The sequence below is a fragment of the Streptomyces sp. NPDC048370 genome, assembly GCF_043200825.1.
Lineage (GTDB): Bacteria > Actinomycetota > Actinomycetes > Streptomycetales > Streptomycetaceae > Streptomyces.
The window spans coordinates 37923-63766 of sequence record NZ_JBICYI010000019.1 but is presented as its reverse complement, the minus strand read 5'-3'; the positions used below and the strand labels follow the sequence as shown (position 1 = coordinate 63766).

Annotated in this window: 29 protein-coding genes; 9 read left to right on the top strand and 20 right to left on the bottom strand. The window is 71.0% G+C overall.

Annotated features, from left to right (window positions below; translation table 11 throughout):
• Positions 1-29 precede the first annotated feature (29 nt).
• A complete protein-coding gene (locus tag ACGFYP_RS30915; RefSeq protein ID WP_393500578.1) occupies positions 30-1469 on the bottom strand; it encodes an alkaline phosphatase PhoX in 1440 nt (479 codons plus the stop codon).
• An 89-nt stretch (positions 1470-1558) separates the two neighbouring features.
• Between ACGFYP_RS30915 and ACGFYP_RS30910 the strand changes: the two genes are divergently transcribed.
• Together ACGFYP_RS30910 and ACGFYP_RS30905 are read left to right on the top strand one after the other, a co-directional pair.
• Positions 1559-2326 (top strand): SDR family NAD(P)-dependent oxidoreductase, encoded by a 768-nt coding sequence (locus ACGFYP_RS30910; protein WP_393500574.1) that lies wholly within the window; start codon positions 1559-1561, stop codon positions 2324-2326.
• Positions 2327-2417: 91 nt separating this feature from the next.
• A complete protein-coding gene (locus ACGFYP_RS30905; RefSeq protein WP_361958567.1) occupies positions 2418-2816 on the top strand; it encodes a hypothetical protein in 399 nt (132 codons plus the stop codon).
• Positions 2817-2969: 153 nt separating this feature from the next.
• Here the strand turns inward: ACGFYP_RS30905 and ACGFYP_RS30900 are convergent, their stop codons facing one another.
• On the bottom strand, positions 2970-4448 hold the full coding sequence (locus ACGFYP_RS30900) for a hypothetical protein (RefSeq protein ID WP_393500570.1): 1479 nt from the start codon (positions 4446-4448) through the stop codon (positions 2970-2972).
• A gap of 286 nt (positions 4449-4734) precedes the next feature.
• On the opposite strand from ACGFYP_RS30900, the gene ACGFYP_RS30895 reads away from it, so the two are divergent.
• Positions 4735-6582 (top strand): endonuclease/exonuclease/phosphatase family protein, encoded by a 1848-nt coding sequence (locus ACGFYP_RS30895; RefSeq protein ID WP_393500568.1) that lies wholly within the window; start codon positions 4735-4737, stop codon positions 6580-6582.
• 11 nt (positions 6583-6593) lie between these two features.
• Here the strand turns inward: ACGFYP_RS30895 and ACGFYP_RS30890 are convergent, their stop codons facing one another.
• On the bottom strand, positions 6594-7310 hold the full coding sequence (locus tag ACGFYP_RS30890; protein ID WP_393500565.1) for an antibiotic biosynthesis monooxygenase: 717 nt from the start codon (positions 7308-7310) through the stop codon (positions 6594-6596).
• 86 nt (positions 7311-7396) lie between these two features.
• Between ACGFYP_RS30890 and ACGFYP_RS30885 the strand changes: the two genes are divergently transcribed.
• Positions 7397-7840: a GNAT family N-acetyltransferase gene (locus ACGFYP_RS30885; RefSeq protein ID WP_393500562.1), complete on the top strand. Its 444-nt coding sequence runs from the start codon at positions 7397-7399 to the stop codon at positions 7838-7840.
• Between the two features lie 40 nt (positions 7841-7880).
• Here ACGFYP_RS30885 and ACGFYP_RS30880 read toward each other — a convergent pair whose 3' ends face one another.
• The gene (locus ACGFYP_RS30880) at positions 7881-8621 is read right to left on the bottom strand and encodes an SDR family NAD(P)-dependent oxidoreductase (protein WP_393500559.1); all 741 of its coding nucleotides are present in this window, start codon (positions 8619-8621) and stop codon (positions 7881-7883) included.
• Between the two features lie 134 nt (positions 8622-8755).
• Between ACGFYP_RS30880 and dapA the strand changes: the two genes are divergently transcribed.
• Positions 8756-9634: a 4-hydroxy-tetrahydrodipicolinate synthase gene (gene dapA, locus ACGFYP_RS30875; protein WP_393500556.1), complete on the top strand. Its 879-nt coding sequence runs from the start codon at positions 8756-8758 to the stop codon at positions 9632-9634.
• On the opposite strand, the gene ACGFYP_RS30870 is transcribed toward dapA, so the two are convergent.
• The 4 genes from ACGFYP_RS30870 to ACGFYP_RS30855 all read right to left on the bottom strand — a co-directional run bounded on the left by ACGFYP_RS30870 (position 9619) and on the right by ACGFYP_RS30855 (position 11903).
• The gene (locus ACGFYP_RS30870) at positions 9619-9840 is read right to left on the bottom strand and encodes a hypothetical protein (RefSeq protein WP_393500553.1); all 222 of its coding nucleotides are present in this window, start codon (positions 9838-9840) and stop codon (positions 9619-9621) included. The genes dapA and ACGFYP_RS30870 overlap by 16 nt on opposite strands.
• Positions 9841-9926: 86 nt before the next feature.
• Positions 9927-10910: a 2,3,4,5-tetrahydropyridine-2,6-dicarboxylate N-succinyltransferase gene (gene dapD / locus ACGFYP_RS30865; RefSeq protein WP_393500550.1), complete on the bottom strand. Its 984-nt coding sequence runs from the start codon at positions 10908-10910 to the stop codon at positions 9927-9929.
• Between the two features lie 43 nt (positions 10911-10953).
• The gene (locus ACGFYP_RS30860) at positions 10954-11583 is read right to left on the bottom strand and encodes a TetR/AcrR family transcriptional regulator (RefSeq protein ID WP_393500547.1); all 630 of its coding nucleotides are present in this window, start codon (positions 11581-11583) and stop codon (positions 10954-10956) included.
• Entirely contained in the window at positions 11583-11903 is a 321-nt protein-coding gene (locus ACGFYP_RS30855; RefSeq protein ID WP_393500544.1) for a DMT family transporter, read from the bottom strand. The genes ACGFYP_RS30860 and ACGFYP_RS30855 overlap by 1 nt, the downstream gene beginning before the upstream one ends.
• A 63-nt stretch (positions 11904-11966) precedes the next feature.
• On the opposite strand from ACGFYP_RS30855, the gene ACGFYP_RS30850 reads away from it, so the two are divergent.
• On the top strand, positions 11967-13028 hold the full coding sequence (locus ACGFYP_RS30850; protein WP_393500541.1) for an oxidoreductase: 1062 nt from the start codon (positions 11967-11969) through the stop codon (positions 13026-13028).
• Between the two features lie 43 nt (positions 13029-13071).
• Here ACGFYP_RS30850 and ACGFYP_RS30845 read toward each other — a convergent pair whose 3' ends face one another.
• The 9 genes from ACGFYP_RS30845 to ACGFYP_RS30805 all read right to left on the bottom strand — a co-directional run bounded on the left by ACGFYP_RS30845 (position 13072) and on the right by ACGFYP_RS30805 (position 20055).
• Positions 13072-13437 carry a VOC family protein gene (locus ACGFYP_RS30845; protein WP_393500538.1) on the bottom strand — a complete coding sequence of 122 codons (366 nt, stop codon included), beginning with the start codon at positions 13435-13437 and terminating at the stop codon, positions 13072-13074.
• 71 nt (positions 13438-13508) lie between these two features.
• A complete protein-coding gene (locus ACGFYP_RS30840) occupies positions 13509-13847 on the bottom strand; it encodes a metal-sulfur cluster assembly factor (RefSeq protein WP_361958531.1) in 339 nt (112 codons plus the stop codon).
• Entirely contained in the window at positions 13844-14305 is a 462-nt protein-coding gene (sufU, locus tag ACGFYP_RS30835) for a Fe-S cluster assembly sulfur transfer protein SufU (protein ID WP_393500534.1), read from the bottom strand. The genes ACGFYP_RS30840 and sufU overlap by 4 nt, the downstream gene beginning before the upstream one ends.
• 9 nt (positions 14306-14314) lie before the next feature.
• Complete coding sequence (locus tag ACGFYP_RS30830) at positions 14315-15583, bottom strand: cysteine desulfurase (protein WP_260228613.1); 1269 nt, start codon at positions 15581-15583, stop codon at positions 14315-14317.
• The gene (gene sufC / locus ACGFYP_RS30825) at positions 15580-16344 is read right to left on the bottom strand and encodes a Fe-S cluster assembly ATPase SufC (RefSeq protein ID WP_361958525.1); all 765 of its coding nucleotides are present in this window, start codon (positions 16342-16344) and stop codon (positions 15580-15582) included. Before sufC ends, ACGFYP_RS30830 begins: the two co-directional genes overlap by 4 nt.
• 7 nt (positions 16345-16351) lie before the next feature.
• Entirely contained in the window at positions 16352-16672 is a 321-nt protein-coding gene (locus tag ACGFYP_RS30820; RefSeq protein WP_260228615.1) for a bifunctional 3-phenylpropionate/cinnamic acid dioxygenase ferredoxin subunit, read from the bottom strand.
• Positions 16672-17853: a Fe-S cluster assembly protein SufD gene (gene sufD, locus ACGFYP_RS30815; protein ID WP_393500528.1), complete on the bottom strand. Its 1182-nt coding sequence runs from the start codon at positions 17851-17853 to the stop codon at positions 16672-16674. The genes ACGFYP_RS30820 and sufD overlap by 1 nt, the downstream gene beginning before the upstream one ends.
• 61 nt (positions 17854-17914) lie before the next feature.
• The gene (gene sufB / locus ACGFYP_RS30810; protein ID WP_361958519.1) at positions 17915-19330 is read right to left on the bottom strand and encodes a Fe-S cluster assembly protein SufB; all 1416 of its coding nucleotides are present in this window, start codon (positions 19328-19330) and stop codon (positions 17915-17917) included.
• Positions 19327-20055, bottom strand: coding sequence for a metalloregulator ArsR/SmtB family transcription factor (locus ACGFYP_RS30805; RefSeq protein WP_361958516.1), 729 nt, complete (start codon positions 20053-20055; stop codon positions 19327-19329). Before ACGFYP_RS30805 ends, sufB begins: the two co-directional genes overlap by 4 nt.
• A 181-nt stretch (positions 20056-20236) precedes the next feature.
• Between ACGFYP_RS30805 and ACGFYP_RS30800 the strand changes: the two genes are divergently transcribed.
• From ACGFYP_RS30800 to ACGFYP_RS30790, 3 genes are all read left to right on the top strand, one after another.
• Positions 20237-21175, top strand: a complete 939-nt coding sequence (locus ACGFYP_RS30800; protein WP_393500523.1) for an ABC transporter ATP-binding protein — start codon at positions 20237-20239, stop codon at positions 21173-21175.
• An 88-nt stretch (positions 21176-21263) separates the two neighbouring features.
• The gene (locus ACGFYP_RS30795) at positions 21264-22043 is read left to right on the top strand and encodes an ABC transporter permease (RefSeq protein ID WP_393500520.1); all 780 of its coding nucleotides are present in this window, start codon (positions 21264-21266) and stop codon (positions 22041-22043) included.
• A 54-nt stretch (positions 22044-22097) separates the two neighbouring features.
• The gene (locus tag ACGFYP_RS30790) at positions 22098-23087 is read left to right on the top strand and encodes a heme A synthase (RefSeq protein ID WP_393500517.1); all 990 of its coding nucleotides are present in this window, start codon (positions 22098-22100) and stop codon (positions 23085-23087) included.
• Between the two features lie 48 nt (positions 23088-23135).
• Here the strand turns inward: ACGFYP_RS30790 and ACGFYP_RS30785 are convergent, their stop codons facing one another.
• The 3 genes from ACGFYP_RS30785 to ACGFYP_RS30775 all read right to left on the bottom strand — a co-directional run bounded on the left by ACGFYP_RS30785 (position 23136) and on the right by ACGFYP_RS30775 (position 25747).
• The gene (locus ACGFYP_RS30785) at positions 23136-24215 is read right to left on the bottom strand and encodes an amidohydrolase family protein (protein WP_393500514.1); all 1080 of its coding nucleotides are present in this window, start codon (positions 24213-24215) and stop codon (positions 23136-23138) included.
• Positions 24216-24335: 120 nt separating this feature from the next.
• Positions 24336-24686: a hypothetical protein gene (locus ACGFYP_RS30780; RefSeq protein WP_393500511.1), complete on the bottom strand. Its 351-nt coding sequence runs from the start codon at positions 24684-24686 to the stop codon at positions 24336-24338.
• A gap of 113 nt (positions 24687-24799) precedes the next feature.
• A complete protein-coding gene (locus ACGFYP_RS30775) occupies positions 24800-25747 on the bottom strand; it encodes a heme o synthase (protein ID WP_393500508.1) in 948 nt (315 codons plus the stop codon).
• Positions 25748-25844: the final 97 nt, after the last annotated feature.

The following is a 25844-nucleotide window of genomic DNA, read 5'->3' as shown; positions in this document are numbered from 1 at the left end:
TCGTCGTGCCTGGTGGCGGGGTGCGGGTGTCAGCGGCGGGGCTGGCGGCGCCAGGGGCCGGTGATCGCGAGCATGATGCCCGGGTCCTGGATGTTGGCGTAGAGGGTGTCGCCGTCGGGCGAGAAGACGACGCCGGTGAACTCGCTGTCGTTCAGGTCGTTGCGGGCGATCGGGTAGGTGCGGCCGCGCTCGGTGGCGCCGAAGAGGTGCTGGACGCCCTCGCCGTCCTCGGCGATGACGAGACCGCCGTAGGGCGAGACCGTGATGTTGTCCGGGCCGTCGTAGGCGCCGTCCTTGTCCGGGTCGGGGTTGACGCCCAGGAGGACCTGGAGGGTCAGCGTGCGGCGCTTGGGGTCGTAGAACCAGACCTGGCCGTCGTGCGCGGGGCCGGGGCTCTCGTCACGGGCGTACGAGGAGACGATGTAGGCGCCGCCGTCGGCCCACCACATGCCCTCCAGCTTGCGGGCGCGGGTCACCTCGTCGGGGCCGAACTGCTCGCGGACCTCGACCTCGCGGCCGTCGCGGTCGGGGACGTCCAGCCAGTCCACGCCGTACACCGTGCCGATCCGGGTGGCGCGGGACAGGTCGTCGACGAAGCGGCCGCCGGAGTCGATGCAGCGGGGCGCCTGGAGGACACCGGCGTCGTCGGCGAGGGTACGGAGCTTGCCCCGGCCGTGCTCGAAGCCCTTCGGCGGCACCCAGCGGAAGAAGAGGCCGTTGGGCTCGTCGGCGTCCTCGGTGAGGTAGGCGTGACCGCGCTTGGGGTCGATGACGACCGCCTCGTGGTCGTACCGGCCGAAGGCCTTGATGGGCTTGGGGTCGCGGTTGGCGCGGCGGTCGCGCGGGTCCACCTCGAAGACGTAGCCGTGGTCCTTGGTCATGCCGTTCTCGCCGGCCCGGTCGGAGTTCTCCTCGCAGGTGAGCCAGGTGCCCCATGAGGTGCGACCGCCGGCGCAGTTGGTGGAGGTGCCGGCGATGCCGACCCACTCGGCGACCGTGGCGTCGCGGTGCACCTCGACGACCGTGCAGCCGCCGGAAGCGGCGGGGTCGTAGACGAGGCCCTCGGTGAGCGGGACCGGGTGCTTCCACTTGGAGCGGGGGCCCTTGAGCTCATGGTTGTTGACGAGGTACGTGGTGCCGCGCGGCCCGGCGAAGGTGGCGGTGCCGTCGTGGTTGGACGGGGTGAACTCGCCGGACTCCAGCTTCGTGACGCCGCTGTGCGTGATGACGCGGTACGAGAACCCGGCGGGGAGCGCGAGGACGCCGGTGGGGTCCTCGACGAGGGGCCCGTAGCCGAGCCGGTGCCGGTCGCCGGAGCCGGAGCCCGCCTGCTCCTCGGCCTCGAGCCGGTCGTCGGGGGTGGCGAGCGCCTCGGGCGCGGTCGCGAGCGCCGCGACGGTACCCGTCAGGACGAGGCCCGCGCCGGCGGCGGTGGACTGCTTTGCGAACTCTCGGCGGTTGAGAGGCATGGCGTTGTCGTCTCCCTGTCGTCACCCGGTTGTCGGGCACACGGTCCCGCCCGCGTATAAACGACGGTTGAACAGAGAGGCGGCCTTCCATGAACCTGCACACCACCGGGCGGCGTGTCCTCGTCAGCGGCGCCTCCCGGGGCCTCGGCCGCGCCGTGGCCCAGGCCTTCGCCGCGAACGGCGACCGGGTCGCCGTCCACTACGGCTCCCGCGCCGACGAGGCCCGCGCGACCTTGGACTCCCTCGCGGGCACCGGCCACACCCTGGTCCAGGGGGACCTGGCGGATCCGGCGGGCGCGGCGGCGGTGGCGGACGCGGCGGCGGATGCGCTCGGCGGGATCGACGTCCTGGTGAACAACGCGGCGGTCATGGAGAGGCACCCGCTGCCGGAGACTCCGTACGAGGAGTGGGTGGCGATCTGGCAGCGGCACGTCGCCGTGAACCTCCTCGCCACGGCGAACCTCAGCCATCTGGCGGCCCGCCGCATGATCGACCAGGGCGGGGGCGGCCGGATCGTCAACATCGGCTCCCGGGGCGCGTTCCGGGGCGAGCCCGACCACCCGGCCTACGGCGCGACGAAGGCGGCCGTCCACGCGCTGGGCCAGTCCCTGGCGGTCTCCCTGGCCCCGCACGGCATCGCCGTGGCCTCGGTCGCGCCCGGCTTCTTCTCCACCGAACGCGTGGCCCCCCGCCTCACGGGCCCGGAGGGCGCGGCCATCCGCGCCCAGAGCCCCTTCGGCCGCGTCGCCACCCCGGAGGAGATCGCCCACGCGGTCCTCTGGCTGGCCTCACCCGCGGCGGAATGGTCCTCGGGCACCATCCTGGACCTCAACGGCGCGTCGCACCTGCGCATGTGACGCTCGGCCAGGGTTGACGAGAATCCAAGCGGGCACCCTGCAGGCGTCACCCGCACGCCGCAACCTCGTACTCGTACCAAGGAGTCTCACCATGCTGCGCCGATCTGCTCTCACCCTCGCGATGGTGGCGGGCCTGACCACGTCCGCAGCGGCGACCCCGGCCACGGCCGCCGCCTACCCCACCACCAAGGTCTACGTCTCCGACGGCGCCGGCAGCTCCATCTCGGGCACCCTGACCTGGTACAACCGGTCGGTGGACTTCAAGGGAACACTGAAGTCCGTCGGCTGCCGCAGGGCCTGGTACAGCGTCTTCGACGGCTACGCCAACCCGCTCGGCCCCCGAAGCAGCAGCACACACTGCAACACGGTGACCTCGGTCCCCGCCACCCTCCCCGCGAACGTCGTCGGCGGCGGCTCCTACGTAGGCGTCTGCCTCGACGACGCAGCAGGCAAGCCCATCACGGCCTGCGGCGTCTACGACCGCCCGTAACCACCACCGGACCACACCCAACGGCACGAGGGGCCCCGAGGCCGAGCAGCCGCCGCAACGGGGGCCGGGGGCGAAGCCCCGGGTCCCGTCAGGGTTTCGGGGAGGGGAGGGGTGGGGGAGTCGAAGGGACCCGCCCCGCCCCGGCGGTACGCGTCACGCGCCCCCGCGTGACCTCGCCTTGAAGGCCGCCTTGCGGGCCTCCTTCGCCGACGACTTGTCCGGGTGGAGGCGGCCCATCGCCTCCAGGACGTCCGCCGTCGCCGGGTGTTCCACGCGCCACGCCGCCTCGAAGAAGCCGCTGTGGCGGCCCGTCAGCCCCTCGATCAGCTCCCGCAGCTCCTCCAGCTCACCCCGCGCGTCCAGCTGCGCGGCGATCGTGTCGATCGCCAGCCAGAAGATCATTGCCTCCGACGGCGCCGGCACGTCCGCCGCCCCGCGCTCCGCGAGCCAGACCCGGGCGAGCCCGCCCAACTCCGGGTCGTCGAGCACCTCCCGTACCGCGGGCTCCGCCTCCGCGCCCACGAGCGCGAGCGCCTGCTGGCAGTGGAGCCGCCGCAGCGGGGAGCCGGCGTCCGCGCCCCGCGCCGCGCCGAGCAGCTCCCGTGCCGCGCCCACCGCGTCCCGGCCCTCCAGCCACCCCACGGTCTCGGCGCGCGCCGCCGTCTCGGGGTAGGACGCGAGCCCGTCGAGGAGCACCTCCGCGCCCTTGTCCGCCAGTTCGCCGACGGCCGGCGCGTCCACGCCCGCCTCCAGCATCCGGGCCCGGACGCCGTACAGCCCGAGCGGCGTCAGCCGGACCATGCCGTACCGGCTGACGTCCTCGTCGTCGAGGTCGCCGAGCTCGTCGGTCTCGTCCGCCTCGCCGAGCCGCGCCGCAGCCTCCTCGCCCTCCTCGACCATCAGCGCCTCGTCCACGGGCTGGTACTCGACGAGCCCGATCGGCTCAAGGAGACGGAACTGGTCGTCGAGGCGCATCATCGCCTCCGAGACCTGCTCCAGGACGTCGTCCGTGGGCTCGCCCATGTCGTCCGGGACGATCATCGACGCGGCCAGCGCCGGCAGCGGCACCGGGCCGTCGCCCGGCCCGCCCTCGCCGATCGTCAGCAGGTACAGGTTGCCGAGCACGCCCTCCAGGAACTCGGCCTCCTCCTCCGGGTTCCAGTCGAGCAGCTCGAAGTCGATCTCGCCGTCCTCGCCGATGACGTCCTCGATGTCGTCCAGGACGGGCGCGGCGGCGTCGACGAGCACCACGTCCAGGCCGTCGAGCCAGATCCCGAGGACGTCGAGCGGCGCCCCACCGGTGAGGAGCGCGAGGTTGTCGCCCGCGGTCACCCCGCCGGGGGTGTCGTCGTCGCCCTCCTCGACGTCCACGAGCCCGGTGTCGACCGCGAGGCGCCACGCCTCGCTCGCGTACGCCTCGCCGTCCTCGTCCGCCGCGAGGCCCAGCACCTCCGCGGCGGCGGGCAGTTGTTCCTCGACGAGCTCGCCGCCCGCACCGACCCTGGTCCCGGGGCCGGCCCAGCGGGCGAGCCGCGCCGCACGGGACAGGAGGGGCGTGGCCAGGGCTTCCCTCGCCAGCTCCGCGTCCGCGTGCAGCTGAACGGGGGGCAGGGTGGGGCGGTCCGGTGCCATCTGCGGTTTCTCCTCGAAGGGCGTGGTGAGCCCGGTCGGCCGTGCGGTCGGCGCAAGGGCTGGACGTACGGGTACCCGTACGGACCGGCCGTACCGGCGGTACGTACCGGCAGAACGTACGGGCTGAACGCGCTTCAGCGTAGACGCATTTCCCGACCCGCCCGGCGGTTCACGGAGCCGTCAGCCTTCGTACACCCGTCGAGCCTTGACAAGTCCCCCTTCGAGACAAGAGATTGACGCGCGTAGATATACCGACCGATCATCCAAGCGCCTCCGGAGCACCCTGATGCCTTCCTCCATACCGAGATCCGCGGCGGTCGCCGCCGTCGTGTCCGCCGCGCTCGCCGCCGGACTCCTCGCAGGCTCCACCGCCTCGGCGGACAGCTCGGCGGAGACCACCGCCGGTGTCCGTGTCCACGACATCCAGGGCACCACCCGCGTCTCGCCCCTCGTCGGCACCCAGGTCACGGGCGTCACGGGGATCGTGACCGGCGTCCGGACGTACGGCTCGCGCGGCTTCTGGATCCAGGACCCGCAGGCCGACGACAACCCGGCCACCAGCGAGGGCCTCTTCGTCTTCACCAGCTCCGTGCCGACCGTCGCCGTCGGCGACGCCGTCAGCGTGAACGGCCTGGTCGGCGAGTACGTCCCGGGCGGCCTGAACTCCGGCAACCAGTCGCTGACACAGATCTCCAAGCCGACCGTCACCGTGGTCTCCTCCGGGAACCCGCTCCCGGCCCCCACGACGATCTCGGCCTGGTCCGTCCCGAGCGCGTACGCGCCCGAGGGCGACCCGGCGGCCGGCGGCTCGATCAACGGCCTCACGCTGAACCCGCGGAAGTACGCCCTGGACTACTACGAGTCCCTTGAGGGCACCAACGTCCGCGTCGGCACCTCGCGGGTGGTGGGCGCCACCGACCCGTACTCCGAGCTCTGGGTGACGGTGAAGCCCTGGGAGAACCGCACCTGGCGCGGCGGCACGGTCTACGGCTCGTACACCTCGCAGAACACCGGCCGACTGCAGATCCAGTCGCTGACCCCGATCGCCCAGCAGCCCTTCCCCAAGGCGAACGTCGGCGACGTGCTCTCCGGCACCACCGAGGGCCCGCTGGACTTCAACCAGTTCGGCGGCTACACGCTGACGGCGCGCACCCTGGGCACGGTCGTCGACCGCGGCCTGGAGCGCGAGACCACGGACCCGCAGCACAAGAACGAGCTTGCGGTCGCGACGTACAACGTCGAGAACCTCGACCCGTCCGACCCGCAGGCGAAGTTCGACGCGCTGGCGGCGGCCGTGGTCGACAACCTGGCCTCGCCCGACATCCTCGCCCTGGAGGAGATCCAGGACAACAACGGCGCGAAGAACGACGGCACGGTCGCCGCCGACCAGACGCTGAAGAAGTTCACCGACGCCATCGTGGCGGCCGGCGGACCGGCGTACGAGTGGCGTTCGGTCGACCCGGAGAACAACAAGGACGGCGGCGAGCCCGGCGGCAACATCCGCCAGGTCTTCCTCTTCAACCCGGAGCGGGTCTCGTTCACCGACCGCGCCGGGGCCGGCCCCGCGGCCGCGACGGACGTGGTGCGCGGCCAGGGCGGGCGCCCCGAGCTGACCCTGTCCCCCGGCCGGATCGACCCGGCGAACACGGCCTGGGAGAACAGCCGCAAGCCGCTGGCGGGCGAGTTCACCTTCCGCGGCCGCACGGTCTTCGTGATCGCCAACCACTTCGGCTCCAAGGGCGGCGACGAGTCCCTGGTCTCGCACCACCAGCCGCCGGTCCGCTCCTCCGAGGCGAAGCGCCTGCTCCAGGCGCAGTCCGTGAACGCCTTCGTCAAGGACGTCCTCTCGATCCGCAAGGACGCCGACGTCCTCGTCGTCGGTGACATCAACGACTTCGAGTTCTCCGGGACGACGAAGGCGCTGACGGAGGGCGGGGCGCTCTACCCGGCGGTGAAGTCGCTGCCGCGCAGCGAGCGGTACTCGTACGTCTTCCAGGGCAACAGCCAGGTCCTCGACCAGATCCTGACCAGCCCGGGCGTCGGCCACTTCGAGTACGACAGCGTCCACATCAACGCGGAGTTCGCGGACCAGAACAGCGACCACGACCCGCAGGTGCTGCGCTTCCGCCCGTAGCACGGCTCCCGCTACGCGCCCGCGCTCAGGCTGAGCGCGGGCGTGTAGCGCGTCACCCCGCCGCCCGTCACCCCCGGGTAGCTCTGCACCCTCACCCACTGGGGCGTCGCGGACCCGACCCCGGACCCCGGTCCTGCGAGCGCCTCGACATGGGCCTGCTCGCTCTCCCACTCGGCGTAGTTGAGGACCTTGGTGCCGTCGACGCCGATGTGGAAGTGGCCCGAGATCCCTCCGGGCGCGGAGTTCGGGTCGGTCTCGAGCGCCTCGAAGACCGCGTCCACCCAGGCGCGCTGCCGGTCGGCGTCCGGCCCGTCGAACTCGACGTCGACGATCACGACGCAACCGGGGATCCTGGCGTCGTTCCCGTCACCGAGCGGGGTGGACCGGTAGAGCGTGTACCGGTCGATCCCGACGCGCACGATCCCGGGCACGGCCGCGTCGATCTCGGCGTTCCTGTCCTCGCGGAGGGTGCGGACGAACTCCTGGTAGGCCTCCTCGTCCGTCCACTGCGAGTAGTGGAGCAGGGTGTCGCCGTCGGTGCCGATGTACACCGAGTACGAGAGCAGCCCGACGGCCGGCCAGTCGCGGCTCTCCCAGGCCTTGGCGATGGCGTCGACGGTGGCCCGCTGCCGCTCGGGGGTACCGACCCGCCAGGTGCTGGCGAAGACGAGTCCCACACCGGGGCGGCGCAGGTCGGGGCGGGCGTCGGGTCGGGCAACGGCGTTCATGGGGTTTCCTCCTGTCGTCGGTGGTCCTACCCTCCGACCTCAACCGCTCTTGAGGTCAAGCCCCGCTTCCGTGCGACACTCGGACCATGATCCTCCGCCTCGCCGGCCGCTCCGAACTCCCCGCCGTCCTCGCCCTCCTCGCCGACGAGGAGCGGGTCGTGGACCCCGCCTCGGTCGTCGTCACGGAGGCCTACGAGCGGGCCTTCGCGGCCATCGAGGGCGATCCGCGCAACGAGATCCTGGTGCTCGTGGACGGGGAGCTGGTCCTCGGCTGCCTCCAGGCGACGTACATCCCCGGGCTCGGCAAGGGCGGCGCCGAGCGGGCGCTGATCGAGGCGGTGCGGATCAGGGCGGACCGGCGGGGCGGCGGGCTCGGCCGGGAGCTGATGGCGCGGGCCGTGGAGCGGGCCCGCGAGCGCGGCTGCGCGCTCGTGCAGTTGACCAGCGACAAGCAGCGGACCGAGGCCCACCGCTTCTACGCCTCGCTGGGCTTCGCGCGCAGCCACGACGGGTTCAAGCTCACGCTCTGAGCACCGTACGAGCCCGCACGAGCCCCCGTACGAGCCCCTGTCAGCCCAGCAGGTGGCCGCCGCCGTCGACGAGCAGCACCTCGCCGGTGATGTACGAGGCGTTGGTGAGGTCGAAGACGGCGCCGGCGATGTCCTCGGGCCGCCCCACCCGGCGCATCGGAACCGCCCCCGCCACATGGGCCTTGGCCTCGTCGGCCCCCTCGACGCCGTCGAACCAGGGGGTGTCGATGAAGCCCGGCGCGACCGCGTTGACCCGGACGTCCGGGCCGAGGGTCTTCGCGAGCAGCTTCGTCATGTGGTTGACGGCCGCCTTGGAGACGGCGTACGGGATGGAGCTGCCGCCGGGGCGGACGCCGGCCTGCGAGGAGATGTTCACGACGCAGCCCGCGCCGTGGGCCTTCAGGTGCGGGACGGCCGCGGTGATGGTCTGCCAGACCCCGATGACGTTGACGTCGTACAGATGGCGCCAGACCTCGGGCGAGGCCGCCGCCAGGTCGTCGTGCGCGATGAACCGGGTGGTGCCCGCGCAGTTGACGAGGATGTCGAGGCGGCCGTACGCCTCGACCGCCGAGGCGACGAGGGCCGCGGCCTGCGTCTCGTCGGAGACGTCGGCCTGGACGTAGACGGCGTCCGGCAGTTCGGCGGCGAGGGCCTTGCCCGCCTCCACCGAACGCCCCGAGTTGACGACGACGCGGATCCCGGCGGCGGCGAGGCGGCGGGCGACGGCCGCTCCGATGCCCGAGGACGAACCGGTGACGAGTGCGACGCGCTGTTCGCTCATGGTGTGGTGTTCTCCCTTGTCCCCCTGTCGCGTCCCGCCCCGATCATGCCAGACCCCACACTTCAGTCCTGCTTACCCCTCACCCAAAGAAGAACTAAGTGGACCTTCACCATCGAGGGACGCAGACTTCCCGAATGAGTACTGAACGCCCCTTCGGCCGAGCCCTCTGCGCGATGATCACCCCCTTCACCGCCTCGGGGGAGCTGGATCTCGACGCCGCCCGCGTGCACGCCGCCCACCTCGTCGCCGAGGGCTGCGACGGCCTGGTCCTCAACGGCACCACCGGCGAGTCCCCGACCACCACGGACGCCGAGAAGGCCGCCCTCGTCGAGGCGGTCCGCGCGGCCGTCGGCCCCGGCCCCTCGATCGTCGCGGGGGTCGGCACCTCCGACACCCGCCACACGGTCGAGCTGGCGCGCCAGGCCGAGAAGGCGGGCGCGGACGGGCTCCTGGTCGTCACCCCGTACTACAGCCGCCCGCCGCAGGCCGCCGTGGAGGCGCACTTCCTCAAGGTCGCGGACGCGACGGGGCTGCCGGTGATGCTGTACGACATCCCCGGCCGCACCGGCACCCGGATCGAGCCGGCGACGATGCTGCGGCTCGCCGCCCACCCGAGCGTCGTGGCGGTCAAGGACTGCGCCTACGACCTGCTCGGCTCGACCCGGGTGATCGCCCGCACCTCACTCGCGTACTACTCCGGCTGCGAGGAGCTGAACCTGCCGCTGTACGCGGTGGGCGGCGCCGGTTACGTCAGCACGGTGGCCAATGTGGCGCCCCGTCAGATGCGGGCCGTGCTCGACGCCTTCGACCGGGGCGACACGGCGGAGGCGGCCCGGCTGAACGCGCTCACGCTGCCGCTGACCGAGCTGATGATGGCCGCCGGTCTTCCGGGCACGGTGACGGCCAAGGCGCTCCTCGGCGACTACGTCCGGGAACCGCTGCAGCCCGCCGACCTGGAGGCGGTCGACGGGCTGCGGGCGGCGTACGAGGATCTGGTTCAGTCGAACACGTAGGTGGTGCCGAAGAGCGCCGCGTGTTCGAGGACGTCCTCCAGCGGGTCGTCGATCTGACCGGTGTGGAGGGTGAGGCTCGGACCGTTCTGGACGGTCGGCCCGTTGTGCGTGCGTGTGTGCGTCTCGTCCGCCGACGCCGCCCCTACGGGCAGCAGCACGGCGGCCGCCACCACCAGCGCACCGACAACGGTGGGCCTCGTCCTCATGTCGACTCCTCGCCTTGTCTGTTCGTGTGACTCCACGTCGTTCCGTTAACGCAGAGTCACACGAGCAGGTCACGCGCGGGGAGCGGTCAGTTGTGGCTGTGGAGGATCTCGTTGAGTCCGCCCCAGACCGCGTTGTTCGGGCGGGCCTCGACGGCGCCGGTCACCGAGTTGCGGCGGAAGAGGATGTTCGAGGCGCCGGAGAGCTCACGGGCCTTGACGATCTGACCGTCGGGCATCGTGATGCGCGTACCGGCGGTGACGTACAGGCCGGCCTCGACGACGCACTCGTCGCCGAGCGCGATGCCGACGCCCGCCTCGGCGCCGATGAGGCAGCGCTCGCCGATGGAGATGACGACGTTGCCGCCGCCGGAGAGGGTGCCCATGGTGGAGGCGCCGCCGCCGATGTCGGAGCCGTCGCCGACGACGACACCGGCGGAGATGCGGCCCTCGACCATGGAGGTGCCCAGCGTGCCGGCGTTGAAGTTGACGAAGCCCTCGTGCATGACGGTGGTGCCGGCGGCGAGGTGCGCGCCGAGGCGGACCCGGTCGGCGTCGGCGATCCGAACGCCGGCGGGGGCGACGTAGTCGGTCATCCGCGGGAACTTGTCGATGCTCGTCACGGCGAGGTGCAGGCCCTCGGCGCGGGCGTTGAGGCGGACCTTCTCGACGTCGTCGACGGCGACCGGGCCGAGCGAGGTCCAGGCGACGTTGGCGAGCAGGCCGAAGACACCGTCCAGGCTCTGGCCGTGCGGCTTGACGAGACGGTGGCTGAGCAGGTGCAGGCGCAGGTACGCGTCGTGGGCGTCGAGCGGCTTGTCGTCGAGCGAGGAGACGACGGTGCGGACGGCGACCACCTCGACGCCGCGGCGGGCGTCCACGCCGAGGGCCTTGGCGGCGCCCTCACCGAGGGCGTTGACGGCGGCATCGGGCGTGAGCCGCTCGGTTCCGGCGGGCCCGGGGGCGTCGGTCAGCTCGGGGGCGGGGAACCAGGTGTCGAGAACGGTGCCGTCACCGGCGATGGTGGCGAGGCCGGCGGCGACGGCGCCGGTGGTGCGAGGAGCAGTGGTCATGCGGAAAACCTAACGGTCCGGGCGGTGCCCGGGCCAACCGGTCTCAGGTGTCGGTCGACGTCCCCGGCGGATCCGACGACACCCGCGCCGCCCCGCTCGTCGGATCCCCCGGAGCGCCCGGGCCGGGCGCCAGGAGCCGGGCCAGCATCGCGCGCGCGTACGCCTCGTCGTACGCCGTGCCCGTCAGCAGCACCTGCAGACAGATGCCGTCCATCAGGGCGACGAGCGCCCGGGCCGTGACGAGGTCGGTGTGGCGGGCGAGGACCCCGGTGACGGCCTCCGTCCACTCCGCCGCGACCGGGCGCAGGGCGGGCCGGCGCAGGGCGGCCAGGTAGAGCTCGTACTCCAGCTCCACACCGGTCCGCTCGCCGCCGATCCACTCCCCCATCAGCCGCGCGAGGGCGGAGGCCAGGTCGGCCTCCATGTCGGGGAGCTCCGCGCGCTCGCGCAGCTGCCTGCCGAAGCCCTCGTTGGCCTGGCGCAGTGCGGCGACGAGGAGTTCGTCGAGCGAGGCGAAGTGGTACGTCGTGGAGCCGAGCGGCACGTCCGCCTCCGCGGCGACCGTACGGTGGCTCAGCCCGGCGATGCCCCGGGCGCCGACCACGCGCAGCGCGGCGTCGACGATCCGCTGCCGCCGCTCGGGGTCGTGGCGGCGGGGACGCGCGGCGGCCATCAGTGCGCTCCCCCCAGGTTGAGCACGAGGACGCCCGCGATGATGAGGACGACCCCGGCGACCTTGGCGACGCTGAGGGTCTCGTTCATGAAGAGGATCCCGATCACGGCGACGGCGGCGGTGCCTATGCCGGACCAGATCGCGTAGGCGGTCCCCACCTGGAGGGTCTTCAGCGCCTGGGCGAGCAGCGCGAAGGCGATCACATAGCCCGCGCCCGTGACGAGCGAGGGCCAGAACTTGGAGAAGCCCTCGCTGTACTTCATGGAGACCGTCGCGATGATCTCCGCCGTGATGGCCCCTGCCAGCAGTCCGTATCCCATGCGTACAAGCGTACACAACGATATGTACGACCGTACACAAAGGCTGCGGATACGGTGTCCCGCATGACGTATCCCACGGGGTCCTACAGCTACGGCTATCCGCCCCCGCCCGCTCCGCCGAAGCCCGGCGTGATACCCCTGGCGCCACTGGGTCTGAGCCAGATCCTCACCGGCGCCTTCGCCACCATCGGCCGCTACTGGAAGCCGCTCCTCGGCGTGGCCGCGGCCGCCTACGGCCTGGCCCTGCTGCTGCTCGCCGCGGCCGCCGGCTTCGCTTACGCGGCGGTCTCCGACCATGTGCCCGGGGTCTTCGACCTGCCGCACGGGCAGGAGCCCAGCTGGGACGACGGCGGCCCGCTGCTCGTCGCGTTCGGCGCCGTGTGGCTGATCGCCCTGGTCGGGATGCTGGTCGCGAGCGCCGTGGTCTACGCGGCGTGCCCCGCCGTCCTCCAGGAGGCGGTCCTCGGCCGGCGGACGACCTTCGGCGCGATCTGGCGCCGCTCCTGGTCGCGGATGTCCTCGGTCCTGGGCACCGCCCTCCTGACGCTGCTGCTGACCGTGCCGGTCCCGCTCCTCGTGTTCGTGGCCGCGTTCGCCGGTCTGCTGGTGGCCCTCTCGGGATCGGGCCCGGTGGCGCTGGTGGTCCTGTCGTTCGGGGGCGCCGTGCTGGCCACCCTGCTGACCGCCCCGCTCTCCGCCTGGCTCTGGGTGAAGTTCAGCCTGGCCGCGCCGGCGGCGGTGTTCGAGGGTCAGGGGGCCATGACCTCGATGCGCCGCTCCAGCCGACTGGTCCAGGGCTCGTGGTGGCGGATCTTCGGTGCGCTGCTCGTCGCGGGCCTCATGGCCGGGATGGCGAACTGGCTGATCCAGCAGGTCCTCAGCCTGCTGCTCTCGTTCCCCGCCTCGTTCACGGACTCGGCCGGCGCGGACTCCACGGGCGAGGTGCTGATCGCCTTCGTACCGCTCCTCGTCATCGCCGTCATCGGCTCGATGGTGGCGCAGGCCGTCTGCTCGGTCTTCCCGCCCCTGGTCGCCGGTCTCGTCTACGTCGACCAGCGCATCCGCAAGGAGAACCTGGCGCCGACGCTCACGCAGGCGGCGGGGACGCCCTCGTTCGGTCCGTGATCGACCGTCGGTCCGTGAGTGGCCGTCGGTCCGCGAGTGGCCGTCAGTCCGTGAGCGACCGCTTCGGCCGCAGCACGCAGAACTCGTTCCCCTCGGGATCGGCGAGGACCACCCAGGTCGCGTCCTCGCCCTGACCGACATCGATCCGGCGGGCGCCGAGCCCGATGATCCGCTCGACCTCGGCGTCCCGGTCGTCGGGCGTGAGGTCGATGTGGAGTCGGTTCTTGACCGTCTTGGACTCCGGCACCGGCAGGAAGCACATCCCCGGCAGGGCGTGCTCGTCGGCACCGATGACGATCTCGTCCTCGTCCTCGAAGAGGATCTTCCAGTCCAGGACCTGGGCCCAGAACCGGGCCTGGGCCTGCAGGTCGTGGGAGTCGACGACGAGGTGGTACATGCGAACGGCCATGCCCGCCAGTCTGCCTGGCGGGCATGGCCGTTCACGGGAGAACCCGCGATCAGACGTCGAAGATCAGCGGCTCAGACGTTGAACCCGAGCGCGCGCAGCTGCTCGCGACCGTCGTCCGTGATCTTGTCCGGGCCCCACGGCGGCATCCAGACCCAGTTGATCTTCAGCTCGTTGGCGATGCCGTCGGTCGCGGCCTTCGCCTGGTCCTCGATCACATCGGTCAGCGGACAGGCCGCCGACGTCAGGGTCATGTCCAGCGTGACGATGTTGGACTCGTCGATGTGGATGCCGTAGATCAGGCCGAGGTTGACGACGTCGATGCCCAGCTCGGGGTCGACGACGTCGTACAGCGCCTCGCGGATCTCTTCTTCGGAGGCCGGCTTCATGGTGGCCTCGGCGTTCTCGGTCATGCCGACTTCCTCTCCGCGTCACCCAGAGCCTGGGCCGTCGCGTCCTTCCACGCCATCCAGCTGAGCAGCGCGCACTTCACCCGGGCCGGGTACTTGGAGACACCCGCGAACGCGACCGCGTCCTCCAGGATCTCCTCCATCGCGTCGTCCGGCTCGATCTGGCCCTTGGACTGCATCAGCTCCAGGAACGTGCCCTGGATCTTCTGCGCCTCCGCCAGCTCCTTGCCGACGAGCAGCTCGTTCAGGACCGAGGCCGAAGCCTGGCTGATCGAGCAGCCCTGACCCTCGTAACTGACGTCCTCGATCAGCGAGCCGTCGTACTTCACCCGGAGCGTGATCTCGTCGCCGCACGTCGGGTTGACGTGGTGCACCTCGGCGTCGCCGTCCCGAAGACCGCGCCCGTGCGGGTGCTTGTAGTGGTCCAGGATGACGTCCTGGTACATCGAATCCAGCTTCACGAGGTTCCCCTAGCCGAAGAAGTTCCGTACGTGCTCCAGACCCTCGACCAGCGCGTCGACCTCGCCGGGGGTGGAGTACAGATAGAACGACGCCCGCGTGGTCGCAGGAATTCCGTAACGCAGGCAGACCGGTCGCGCGCAGTGGTGACCGACCCGGACCGCGATGCCCTGCTCGTCGAGCACCTGGCCCACGTCGTGCGGGTGGATGTCGCCGAGCGTGAAGGAGATCGCCGCGCCGCGGTCCTCGGCCGTGGTCGGGCCGATGATCCGCAGGTCCGGCACCTCCTGGAGGCGACGGACGGCGTACTCGGTGATCGCGTGCTCGTGGCGCGCGATGTTCTCCATGCCGATCGCCGACAGGTAGTCCACGGCCGCGCCGAGGCCGACGGCCTGGGCGATCGGGGGCGTACCCGCCTCGAACTTGTGCGGAGCCGGCGCGTACGTCGAGGAGTGCATCGAAACGGTCTCGATCATCTCGCCGCCGCCGAGGAACGGAGGCAGGTCCTCCAGGAGCTCCTGCCGTCCCCACAGCACGCCGATGCCGGTCGGGCCGACCATCTTGTGACCGGTGAAGGCCACGAAGTCGGCCTGCAGCGCCTGCACGTCGAGCACCATGTGCGGGGCCGCCTGCGAGGCGTCGATGCAGACCAGCGCACCGACCTCCTGCGCACGCCGGATGATCGTCTCCACCGGGTTGATCGTGCCCAGCAGGTTCGAGACCAGCGTGAACGAGACGATCTTGGTCTTCTCGGTGATGACCTCTTCGATGTTCGAGAGGTCGAGACGGCCGTCGTCGGTGAGGCCGAACCACTTCAGCTTCGCGCCGGTGCGCTGCGAGAGCAGCTGCCACGGCACGATGTTGGAGTGGTGCTCCATCTCCGTGATGGCGATCTCGGTCTCGTGGTCCACGCGGTAGGGCTCGTCGGCCCAGCCCAGCATGTTGGCCACGAGGTTGAGCGACTCGGAGGCGTTCTTGGTGAAGATCACCTCGTCGCGGCTCGGCGCGTTGATGAACGCCGCGACCTTGTCACGGGCGCCCTCGTACAGCGCCGTCGCCTCCTCGGCGACCGTGTAGACGCCGCGGTGGACATTGGCGTTGTGGCGCTCGTAGTACGTGTTGAGCGCGTCGAGCACCTGGCGCGGCTTCTGCGAGGTCGCCGCGGAGTCCAGGTACACGATCTTCTTGCCGTCGTGGACCACGCGATCCAGGAGCGGGAAGTCCTTGCGGATCGCCTCGGTGTCGAGGAGGCCGGAGAGCCCCTGATGGGCAGATGTCACGCGGATGCGCCACCCTTCACGTACTTGTCGTAGCCCTCGGCCTCCAGCTGGTCGGCGAGCTCGGCGCCGCCGGACTCGGCGATGCGGCCGTTCGCGAACACGTGCACGAAGTCGGGCTTGATGTAGCGCAGGATGCGCGTGTAGTGGGTGATCAGCAGGGTGCCGACCTCGCCGGTCTCGCGGACGCGGTTGACGCCCTCGGAGACGATGCGGAGCGCGTCGACGTCCAGGCCGGAGTCGGTCTCGTCGAGGATCGCGATCTTCGGCTTGAGGAGCTCCAGCTGAAGGATCTCGTGGCGCTTCTTCTCGCCGCCGGAGAAGCCCTCGTTGACGTTGCGCTCGGCGAAGGCCGGGTCCATCTGGAGCTTCTCCATGGCCTCCTTGACCTCCTTCACCCAGGTACGCAGCTTGGGCGCCTCGCCGCGGATGGCGGTGGCGGAGGTACGCAGGAAGTTGGAGACCGAGACGCCGGGGACCTCGACCGGGTACTGCATGGCCAGGAAGACGCCGGCGCGGGCGCGCTCGTCGACCGACATCTCCAGGACGTCCTCGCCGTCCAGGGTCACGGTGCCACCGGTGATCGTGTACTTCGGGTGGCCCGCGAGGGAGTACGCCAGGGTCGACTTGCCGGAGCCGTTCGGGCCCATGATGGCGTGGGTCTCGCCCTGCTTCACGGTCAGGTCGACGCCCTTGAGGATCTCCCGGGGGCCGTTCTCGGCCTCGACGGAGACGTGCAGGTCGCGGATTTCAAGCGTTGCCATGGGTGACTCAGGACTCCTGGGTGACGGAGACGAGCACATCGTCCCCTTCGATCTTTACGGGGTATACGGGGACGGGGCGCGTCGCGGGAAGGCCGGACGGCTTGCCGGTGCGGAGGTCGAAGCTGGAGCCGTGCAGCCAGCACTCGATGGAGCAGTCCTCGACCTCGCCCTCCGAGAGGGAGACGTTCGCGTGCGAGCAGATGTCGTTGATCGCGAACACCTCGCCCTCGGTGTGCACGACCGACACCGGGGTGCCGTCGACCTCGACCCGCTTCGGGGTGTCGGCCTCCAGCTCGCTCAGCGCGCAGACGCGGACGAAGTCGGCCATCAGACGGACGCCTCCAGCTCGGCCTCGATCTTGGCGATGAGGCGCTCCTCGACGTCCGGCAGACCGATCTGCTGGACCAGCTCGGCGAAGAAGCCACGGACGACGAGTCGGCGGGCCTCGGACTCCGGGATGCCGCGGGACATCAGGTAGAAGAGCTGCTCGTCGTCGAAGCGGCCGGTGGCCGAGGCGTGACCGGCGCCGGCGATCTCGCCGGTCTCGATCTCCAGGTTCGGCACCGAGTCGACCCGGGCGCCGTCCGTGAGGACCAGGTTCCGGTTGAGCTCGTAGGTGTCGGTGCCCTCGGCGGCGGCCTGGATGAGGACGTCACCGATCCAGACGGCGTGCGCGTCCTGGCCCTGCAGCGCGCCCTTGTAGGCCACGTTGGACTTGCAGTGCGGCATGTTGTGGTCGACGAGGAGGCGGTGCTCCTGGTGCTGGCCCGCGTCGGTGAAGTACAGGCCGAAGAGCTCGGCCTCGCCGCCGGTGGCCGCGTACTGGACCCGCGGGTGGAGACGGACGACGTCGCCGCCGAAGGTGACCACGACCGACTTGAAGGAGGCGTCGCGGCCGACCAGCGCGTTGTGCTGGGCGACGTGGACGGCCTTCTCCTCCCAGTCCTGGACGGAGACGACGGTCAGCTTGGCGCCGTCTCCGAGGAGAAAGTCGACGTTGGCGGCGAGCACCGCGTCACCGGTGTGGTCGATGACCACGACGGCCTCGGCGAAGGCGCCGAGCTCGATGACCTGGTGGCCGAAGGCGACACCGCCCTCGCCGTGCACGGCGATGCGGATCGGCTCGGTGAGGACGGCCTCCTTGGCGACGGTCACGACCGAGGCCTTCTCGAAGGAGGAGTACGCCTGGGCGGCGACGCGGTCGACGGGCGTGCCCGCCTTGCCGAGCCGCGCGTCGTCACGTCCGACGGTCTCCACGGTGACGCCCTCGGGGGCCTCGATCACGACCTTCACGCCCTCGCCGGCCGCGACGGCGGTGCCGTCGTGCAGGCCACGCAGGCGCTCCAGCGGGGTGAACCGCCATTCCTCCTCGCGACCGTGCGGGACCGGGAAGTCCGCGACGTCGAAGGACGGGGGCGCGCTCATGCGCGTGGCGACGGTGGACTCGGCGGCCACCGCGATCGAGCCGGCGGTGGTGGAGCCCGCCGGGATGTTCTGAGCCTCAGCCATGGCTGTCGTGTTGCTCTCTTCCTGCGTACGTAAGGGAGGGGCGCTGCGGGTGCGGGAGGCCTTAGCCCACCGAGCCTTCCATCTGCAGCTCGATCAGCCGGTTCAGTTCGAGCGCGTACTCCATGGGGAGCTCCTTGGCGATCGGCTCGACGAAGCCGCGCACGATCATCGCCATCGCCTCGAACTCGGTCATGCCGCGGCTCATCAGGTAGAAGAGCTGGTCCTCGGAGACCTTGGAGACCGTGGCCTCGTGACCCATGGAGACGTCGTCCTCGCGGACGTCGACGTACGGGTACGTGTCCGAGCGGGAGATCGTGTCGACGAGCAGCGCGTCGCAGAGCACGTTCGACTTGGCGCCCGGGGCGCCCTCGCCGATCTCGATGAGACCGCGGTAGGAGGTGCGGCCGCCGCCTCGCGCCACCGACTTGGAGACGATGTTCGAGGAGGTGTTCGGGGCCATGTGGACCATCTTGGCGCCGGCGTCCTGGTGCTGGCCCTCGCCCGCGAAGGCGATGGACAGGGTCTCGCCCTTGGCGTGCTCGCCCATCAGGTAGACGGCCGGGTACTTCATGGTGACCTTGGAGCCGATGTTGCCGTCGACCCACTCCATGGTCGCGCCCTCGTAGGCCACGGCACGCTTGGTGACCAGGTTGTAGACGTTGTTCGACCAGTTCTGGATCGTCGTGTAGCGGCAGCGGCCGCCCTTCTTCACGATGATCTCGACGACCGCGGAGTGCAGCGAGTCGGAGGAGTAGATCGGGGCGGTGCAGCCCTCGACGTAGTGGACGTAGGCGTCCTCGTCGACGATGATCAGCGTCCGCTCGAACTGGCCCATGTTCTCCGTGTTGATACGGAAGTAGGCCTGCAGCGGGATCTCGACGTGCACGCCCTTCGGCACGTAGATGAACGATCCGCCGGACCAGACGGCCGTGTTCAGCGAGGCGAACTTGTTGTCGCCGACCGGGATGACCGTGCCGAAGTACTCGCGGAAGAGCTCCTCGTGCTCCTTCAGCGCGGTGTCGGTGTCGACGAAGATGACGCCCTGCTCCTCCAGGTCCTCACGGATCTGGTGGTAGACGACCTCGGACTCGTACTGGGCCGCGACACCGGCGACGAGGCGCTGCTTCTCCGCCTCCGGGATGCCGAGCTTGTCGTACGTGTTCTTGATGTCCTCGGGCAGTTCCTCCCACGAAGCGGCCTGCTTCTCGGTGGAGCGCACGAAGTACTTGATGTTGTCGAAGTCGATGCCCGACAGGTCGGAGCCCCAGCTCGGCATGGGCTTCTTGTCGAAGAGGCGCAGACCCTTCAGCCGCAGCTTCAGCATCCACTCGGGCTCGTTCTTCTTCGAGGAGATGTCGCGGACGACGTCCTCGTTGAGACCGCGCTTGGCAGTGGCACCGGCGGCGTCGGAGTCGGCCCAGCCGTACTCGTACCGACCCAGGCCCTCGAGCTCGGGGTGGCTGATCTCGGTGGTCATGCGGGGTTCCTCCCGGCCGTGCTTGCGGATGCTTCTGATTCGGTGGTCTGTGGGGCGCTGTGCGGGATGAACGTCGTACAGACGCCGTCACCATGCGCGATGGTGGCGAGACGCTGGACGTGCGTTCCCAAGAGGCGGGAGAAGATCTCCGTCTCCGCCTCGCACAGCTGGGGGTACTGCTCGGCGACATGGGCGACCGGGCAGTGGTGCTGGCAGAGCTGCTCGCCGACCGGCGCGTTCCGCGCAGTGGCAGCGTACCCGTCCTTGCTGAGCGCCTTGGCGAGCGCCTCGGTGCGCTGGGCGGGCTCGGCCGATTCGACGGCCGCGCGGTACGCCTCGGCCTGGTGCTCGAGCCGGTCACGGGCGAAGGCCGCGACGGCGGCTTCCCCTCCCGCGTTCTGCTCGATCCAGCGCAGGGCGTCCACAGCGAGCGAGTCGTACGACTGGTCGAAGGCGTCCCGGCCGCAGTCGGTCAGCGCGAAGACCTTGGCGGGGCGGCCGCGCGTACGGGCCCCGTACACGCGCTTCTCGCGGGCTTCGACGACATTGTCGGCGACGAGCGAGTCCAGGTGCCGGCGGACGGCGGCCTGGGTCAGGCCGAGCCGCGTCGCCAGATCGGCGACCGTCGACGGGCCGTGGTCCAGGATGGAGCGCGCGACGCGGTTGCGCGTGGAGCGCTCACCGGTCGCGAGTTCCTCCACGGGAGCCTCGCCAACGTTTTTCACAACGCCATTGTTGCGTAATTCCTCCGACAGTGACAAGCGACCCCGGGACGGGGGCACGGTGCCGTGCATCACTCAGGTAAGGCTTACCTGACCTGCGAAGATGATCATTCGTAGGACGAATTCCAGCGGGATCGGGGCCCCGCGCCGGAGGGACCCCGGAACCCTCTCTAGACTTCCCGGCATGCGAAACGAGTCCGGCGACAGTGCCGCCGTCCGGGTACGTGGCCTGGTCAAGCGGTACGGAACCAAGACCGCCGTCGACGGCCTCGACCTCGACGTACGGGCGGGCACGGTGACCGCGGTCCTCGGCCCGAACGGGGCCGGGAAGACCACCACGATCGAGACCTGCGAGGGCTACCGGAGGGCCGACGCCGGCACCGTCCGCGTCCTCGGCCTCGACCCGGTCGCCGACGCGGCCAGGCTGCGCCCCCGGATCGGTGTGATGCTCCAGTCCGGCGGCGTCTACTCCGGTGCCAGGGCCGACGAGATGCTCCGCCACATGGCGAAGCTCCACGCCCACCCGCTGGACGTGGACGCCCTGATCGAGCGCCTCGGCCTCGGCTCCTGCGGCCGGACCACCTACCGCCGGCTCTCCGGCGGCCAGCAGCAGCGCCTCGCGCTCGCCATGGCCGTCGTCGGCCGCCCCGAGCTGGTCTTCCTCGACGAGCCGACCGCCGGGCTCGACCCCCAGGCCCGCCACGCCACCTGGGACCTGGTCCGGGAGCTGCGGACCGACGGCGCCACCGTCGTCCTCACCACGCACTTCATGCACGAGGCCGAGGAGCTGGCGGACGACGTCGCCATCGTCGACGCCGGCCGGGTCGCCGCCCAGGGCAGCCCCGAGGCGCTCTGCCGCGGCGGCGCCGAGAACACCCTGCGCTTCACCGGCCGCCCCGGGCTCGACCTCGGCTCGCTGCTCAAGGCGCTGCCCGACGGCACCCAGGCCGCCGAGCCGACACCGGGGACGTACCGCATCACCGGAGAGGTGAGCCCCCAGCTGCTCGCCACCGTCACCACCTGGTGCGCCCAGCACGGCGTGATGCCGGACGGCATCGCGGTCGAGCGCCACACCCTCGAAGACGTCTTTCTGGAGCTGACCGGCAAGGAGCTGCGCTCATGATGCGCGTCGACACCAAGATCTGCCGGGGGTCCGGGGGTCGTCCCCCGGGACAGCACAGCCTCGAGCTGACCGGCAAGGAGCTGCGCTCATGAGCGGCGGTACGCACACGGGCACGTACGCGCCGAGGCCGGGAGCCGCGCCCGTCGGGCGCATGATCGCGGCGCAGACGGCCCTGGAGACGAGGATGCTGCTGCGCAACGGCGAGCAGCTGCTCCTCACGGTGATCATCCCGTCCCTGCTGCTCGTGCTCTTCTCGACCGTCGACATCGTCGACACCGGCACGGACAAGGCCGTCGACTTCCTCGCGCCGGGCGTCCTCGCGCTCGCCGTGATGTCCACCGCCTTCACCGGCCAGGCCATCGCCACCGGCTTCGAGCGCCGTTACGGAGTCCTCAAGCGGCTCGGCGCGTCCCCGCTCCCCCGCTGGGCGCTGATGACCGCCAAGACGCTCTCCGTCCTGGTCACCGAGGTGCTCCAGGTGGCGCTGCTCACGGCGATCGCGCTCGGGCTCGGCTGGTCCCCGAAGGGCGACCCGCTCTCGGTCCTGGTGCTGCTCGTCCTCGGCACGGCGGCCTTCTCGGGCCTCGGCCTGCTGATGGCCGGCACGCTGCGCGCCGAGGCGACGCTGGCCGCCGCGAACCTGGTCTTCCTGCTGCTCCTGGTGGGCGGCGGGGTGATCGTGCCGCTGGACAGGTTCCCCGACGCGGCCCGCTCGGTCCTGGAGCTGCTGCCGATCTCCGCGCTCTCGGACGGCCTGCGGGACGTACTCCAGGGCGGTGCCGCGCTCCCCTGGGGGCAGGCACTGATCCTGGCCGTCTGGGCGGTCCTCGGGCTCGGCGCGGCGGCGAGGTTCTTCCGCTGGGAGTAGCGGAGGGGTGACGTTCCGAGGTGACTTCACCCGTAACGCACCCCTCGTGAACGCATGCACAAGCCCCGTCCTACGATAGGGCCCGTGCTGACCCCCCTCGCCTACATCGCCAAGCGCTGGACCCCGTCCCCCAAGACGCTCCGGCGCGCCGCGCTCTCCGCCGTCGTGATGAGCGTCCTCATCATCGTCACGGGAGGCGCGGTCCGGCTGACCGGCTCAGGTCTCGGCTGCGACACCTGGCCCAAGTGCACGGACGACAGCCTCATCGTCACGCCCGAGCAGGGCTATCGCGGCATGATCGAGTTCGGCAACCGGCTGCTGACGTACGTCCTGTCGGCCGCCGTCGGCTGGGCGATCATCGCCGCACGTTCCACCAAGCCGTGGCGGCGCGGGCTCACCCGGCTCGGCTGGGTGCAGTTCTGGATCGTCGCCAGCAACGCGGTCCTGGGCGGCATCACCGTGTGGATGGGTCTCAACCCGTGGACCGTCGCCGGCCATTTCATCGCCGCCAACGCGCTCCTCACCGTCGCCGTGATCACCTGGCACCGCACCGGCGAGGGCGACACGACCCCCCGTCGCCGGGTCCCCGGCCCGGTCCGCAAGCTCTCCTGGGCGATCGTCGCGGCCTCGGTCCTGCTGATCGTCCTCGGCACCGGCGTGACCGGCTCGGGCAAGCACGCCGGTGACAGCAGCGACGTCCCGCGCATGCCGTGGGACTGGACCGCCGCCGCCCACCTGCACGCCATCGCCGCCTGGGTGGTCTGCGCGCTCGCGCTCGCGATGTGGCTGGTGCTGCGGGTGGTCGACGCCCCGGACGACACCCGGGCGCGCGCCCGTGACCTGCTGATCGTGCTGCTCGCCCAGGGCGGGATCGGTTACGTCCAGTACTTCAGCGGCGTCCCCGAGCTCCTGGTCGGCGCCCACATGCTCGGCTCCGCGCTGATGTGGATCGCGGTCCTGCGGCTTGTCCTGAGCCTGCGCGAGCGCCCGCTCTCCGCCCCGGAGATCCCGGCCCAGGCCGACGCGGCCCTGGCGACGGCGTAGCCGCACCCTCCGGCGTAACCGCACCTCCCGACGTGACCGCGCGCCCCGTCAGGCCAGTCGGTAGACCCGGCGCGCGTTGCCCGAGGCGATCATCGTGGCCACGCGCTGGGCGTCCCTGAGGGACCAGGCTCCGTCGGCGACCCACTCGCCGAGGACCCGGCTCATGGCGCCCCGGAAGACGCTCGCCGCGACGATGTGCAGTTCCGGCAGGGCCTGCGCGCCGCTGGAGAAGAGCAGCTTGCCGAAGGGGGCCAGCTCCAGGAGCTCGGCGAGGACGGCGGCCGCCCTGGCCCCGGTCCTGGCGAGGACGGAGCCCAGGTCGGCGTAGACATGCGGGAAGAGGCCGGTCAGCTGGGCCGTCTGCCGGTGGTACGGGTATCCGTGCAGCAGGACGACGTCCGTGCCCAGGCCGCTGGTGGACGCGGCGAACTCGGCGAGCCCCGCCGGGTCCTCGTTCCCCACGTGCAGCTGGAGCGGCCGTCCCGAGGCGACGGCGACCCAGAGCAGATGGCGCAGCAGCACCGGGTCGGTGAGTCGGCCGCCGACCGCGCGCCTCGCCAGCCAGCGCCCCGCCGCCCCCCGTACCTCGCCGGGACCCGGCGGCTCGGCGGCCTGGGCGAGCCCCCGACTCACCCCCGCCACGGAGGTGAAGGCGACGGCTGTCGTGGCGGCGCCGTGGACGGCCTCCGCGAGGTTGGCGAGGAGCGCCTCGGCGGAGCCGGAGGTGTCGGCGACCTGCTCGGCGAGGAGTTCGAGCCGGACGATCTCGTGCGCGTCGGCGGCGCCGGCGGAGGCGATCTCGGCGGGGCCGGTCAGATCGCCGGGCAGACCGGTGTCCACCAGATAGGTGGAGATCCCGGAGGCGCGCAGCAGCCTGCGCCCGGATTCCAGGACGCCCAGCTCGCGCCGGCGGGCGAGGTAGCGGGCCGGCGGGCAGTGCGGCTCGAGGCCGAGCAGCGGCGGGCACCAGCGGCGTACCGCGAAACCGGTCTGGGTGTCGAAGAAGGTGGTGCCGGGCGCGGCAGGACCGCCGGTCCTGCCGAGGTGGGCCTCGAAGGTGCCGAGGCCGAGCTCCGTGCGGAGCACCCCGTGGCAGTACTGGTCCACCAGGCTCGGGGTCTCGATCATTCGGGGGGCTCCCTGCGTGGACGTTCTTCCACACGTCCTAACGGGTGAGCCCCACCCGAGGTTGTTGCCTCCCGCGTCGAACGGATACGCGGGGGAGGCAGGTTGTGCGCGGGGGGCGCGTTACGCGTTGGACGGGCCGCCCAGCTGGATCCCGGCCATCCGGGACCACTCGTACGGGCCGGTGACGACCTTGGCGGCGAACTCGCCGTCGAACTCCTCGTGGAGGGTGAGACCGGCCTTCTCGGCCGCCTTCTCGGCGATCGCGTACGTCGGGGCCACCAGGTCGCCCCAGCCGCCGTCCTCGCCGACGAGGACGATCCGGGTGCCGGCCTGGCCGATGTGGGCGAGCTGGCCCTCGGCGCCGCCGTGCTCCTTGGAGAACGACTGGATCCGCTTGGCGAGCCTGGCCGCCCTGCGCTCGGCCTGCTTGCTGTCCGCCTGCGCGGTCTCCGCCTGCTTGGTGTCTGCCATACCACCGATGCTACCGAGCGGTAGATCCACTGGCGACGGCCGGTGCACGTGGTCTTGCCCACGTGCACCGGCCGTTGTTCAGGGGCTGAGGGACTACCTCAGGAGCTGAGGGACTACCTCAGGAAGGGGTCGACCGCGACCGCCACGAAGAGCAGCGAGACATAGGTGATCGACCAGTGGAAGAGGCGCATCTCCTTGAGCTTCGCGCCGGTCGCGCCGTTCTTCGCGCGGTTCAGGAGCCCGTGCGCCTCCCAGAGCCACCAGCCGCCGGTGAGCAGCGCCACGGCCGTGTAGAACCAGCCGGTGTAGCCGAGCGGGGTGAGCAGCAGCGAGACGCCGACCATGACCCAGCTGTACGCGACGATCTGCCGGGCCACGACCTTGTTGGAGGCCAGCACCGGGAGCATGGGGACGCCCGCGCGCGCGTAGTCGTCCTTCACCTTCATCGACAGCGGCCAGTAGTGCGGCGGCGTCCAGAAGAAGATGACGAGGAAGAGGATGATCGCGGCCCACGACATCGAGTTGGTGACGGCCGACCAGCCGATGAGCACCGGCAGGCAGCCCGCGATGCCGCCCCAGACGATGTTCTGGGAGGTGCGCCTCTTGAGGATCATCGTGTAGATCACGACGTAGAAGAGGAGCGCGCCGAGCGAGAGTGCGGCGGAGAGCCAGTTGACCAGGAGGCCGAACCAGAGCGTGGAGACGACGGCGAGGGTCAGTCCGAAGACCAGACCCTCACGCGGCGTGAGGACGCCGGTGACCAGCGGACGCTGGGAGGTGCGGTCCATCAACGCGTCGATGTCGCGGTCGATGTACATGTTCAGCGCGTTGGCGCCGCCCGCCGAGAGGTAGCCGCCGAAGCAGGTGGCGAGTACCAGCCACAGATTCGGCACGCCCTGCTCGGCGAGGAACATCACCGGAACGGTCGTGATGAGCAGCAGCTCGATGATCCGCGGCTTGGTCAGCGCCACGAATGCCTTGACGCGGGCCCCGAACGGCCGATGGCCCCCCGGGCTGGGAGTCAAGACGACCCCTGCGGGTCGGGACTCGACGGCCGTCACGCACACCCCTGACAGAGAATTCCCAGCAAGCTCCCCGGATGAAGACGGGGTGAAGACTTGCGCGTACCACGCCACTGTAGACGTTGCCCATACGCCG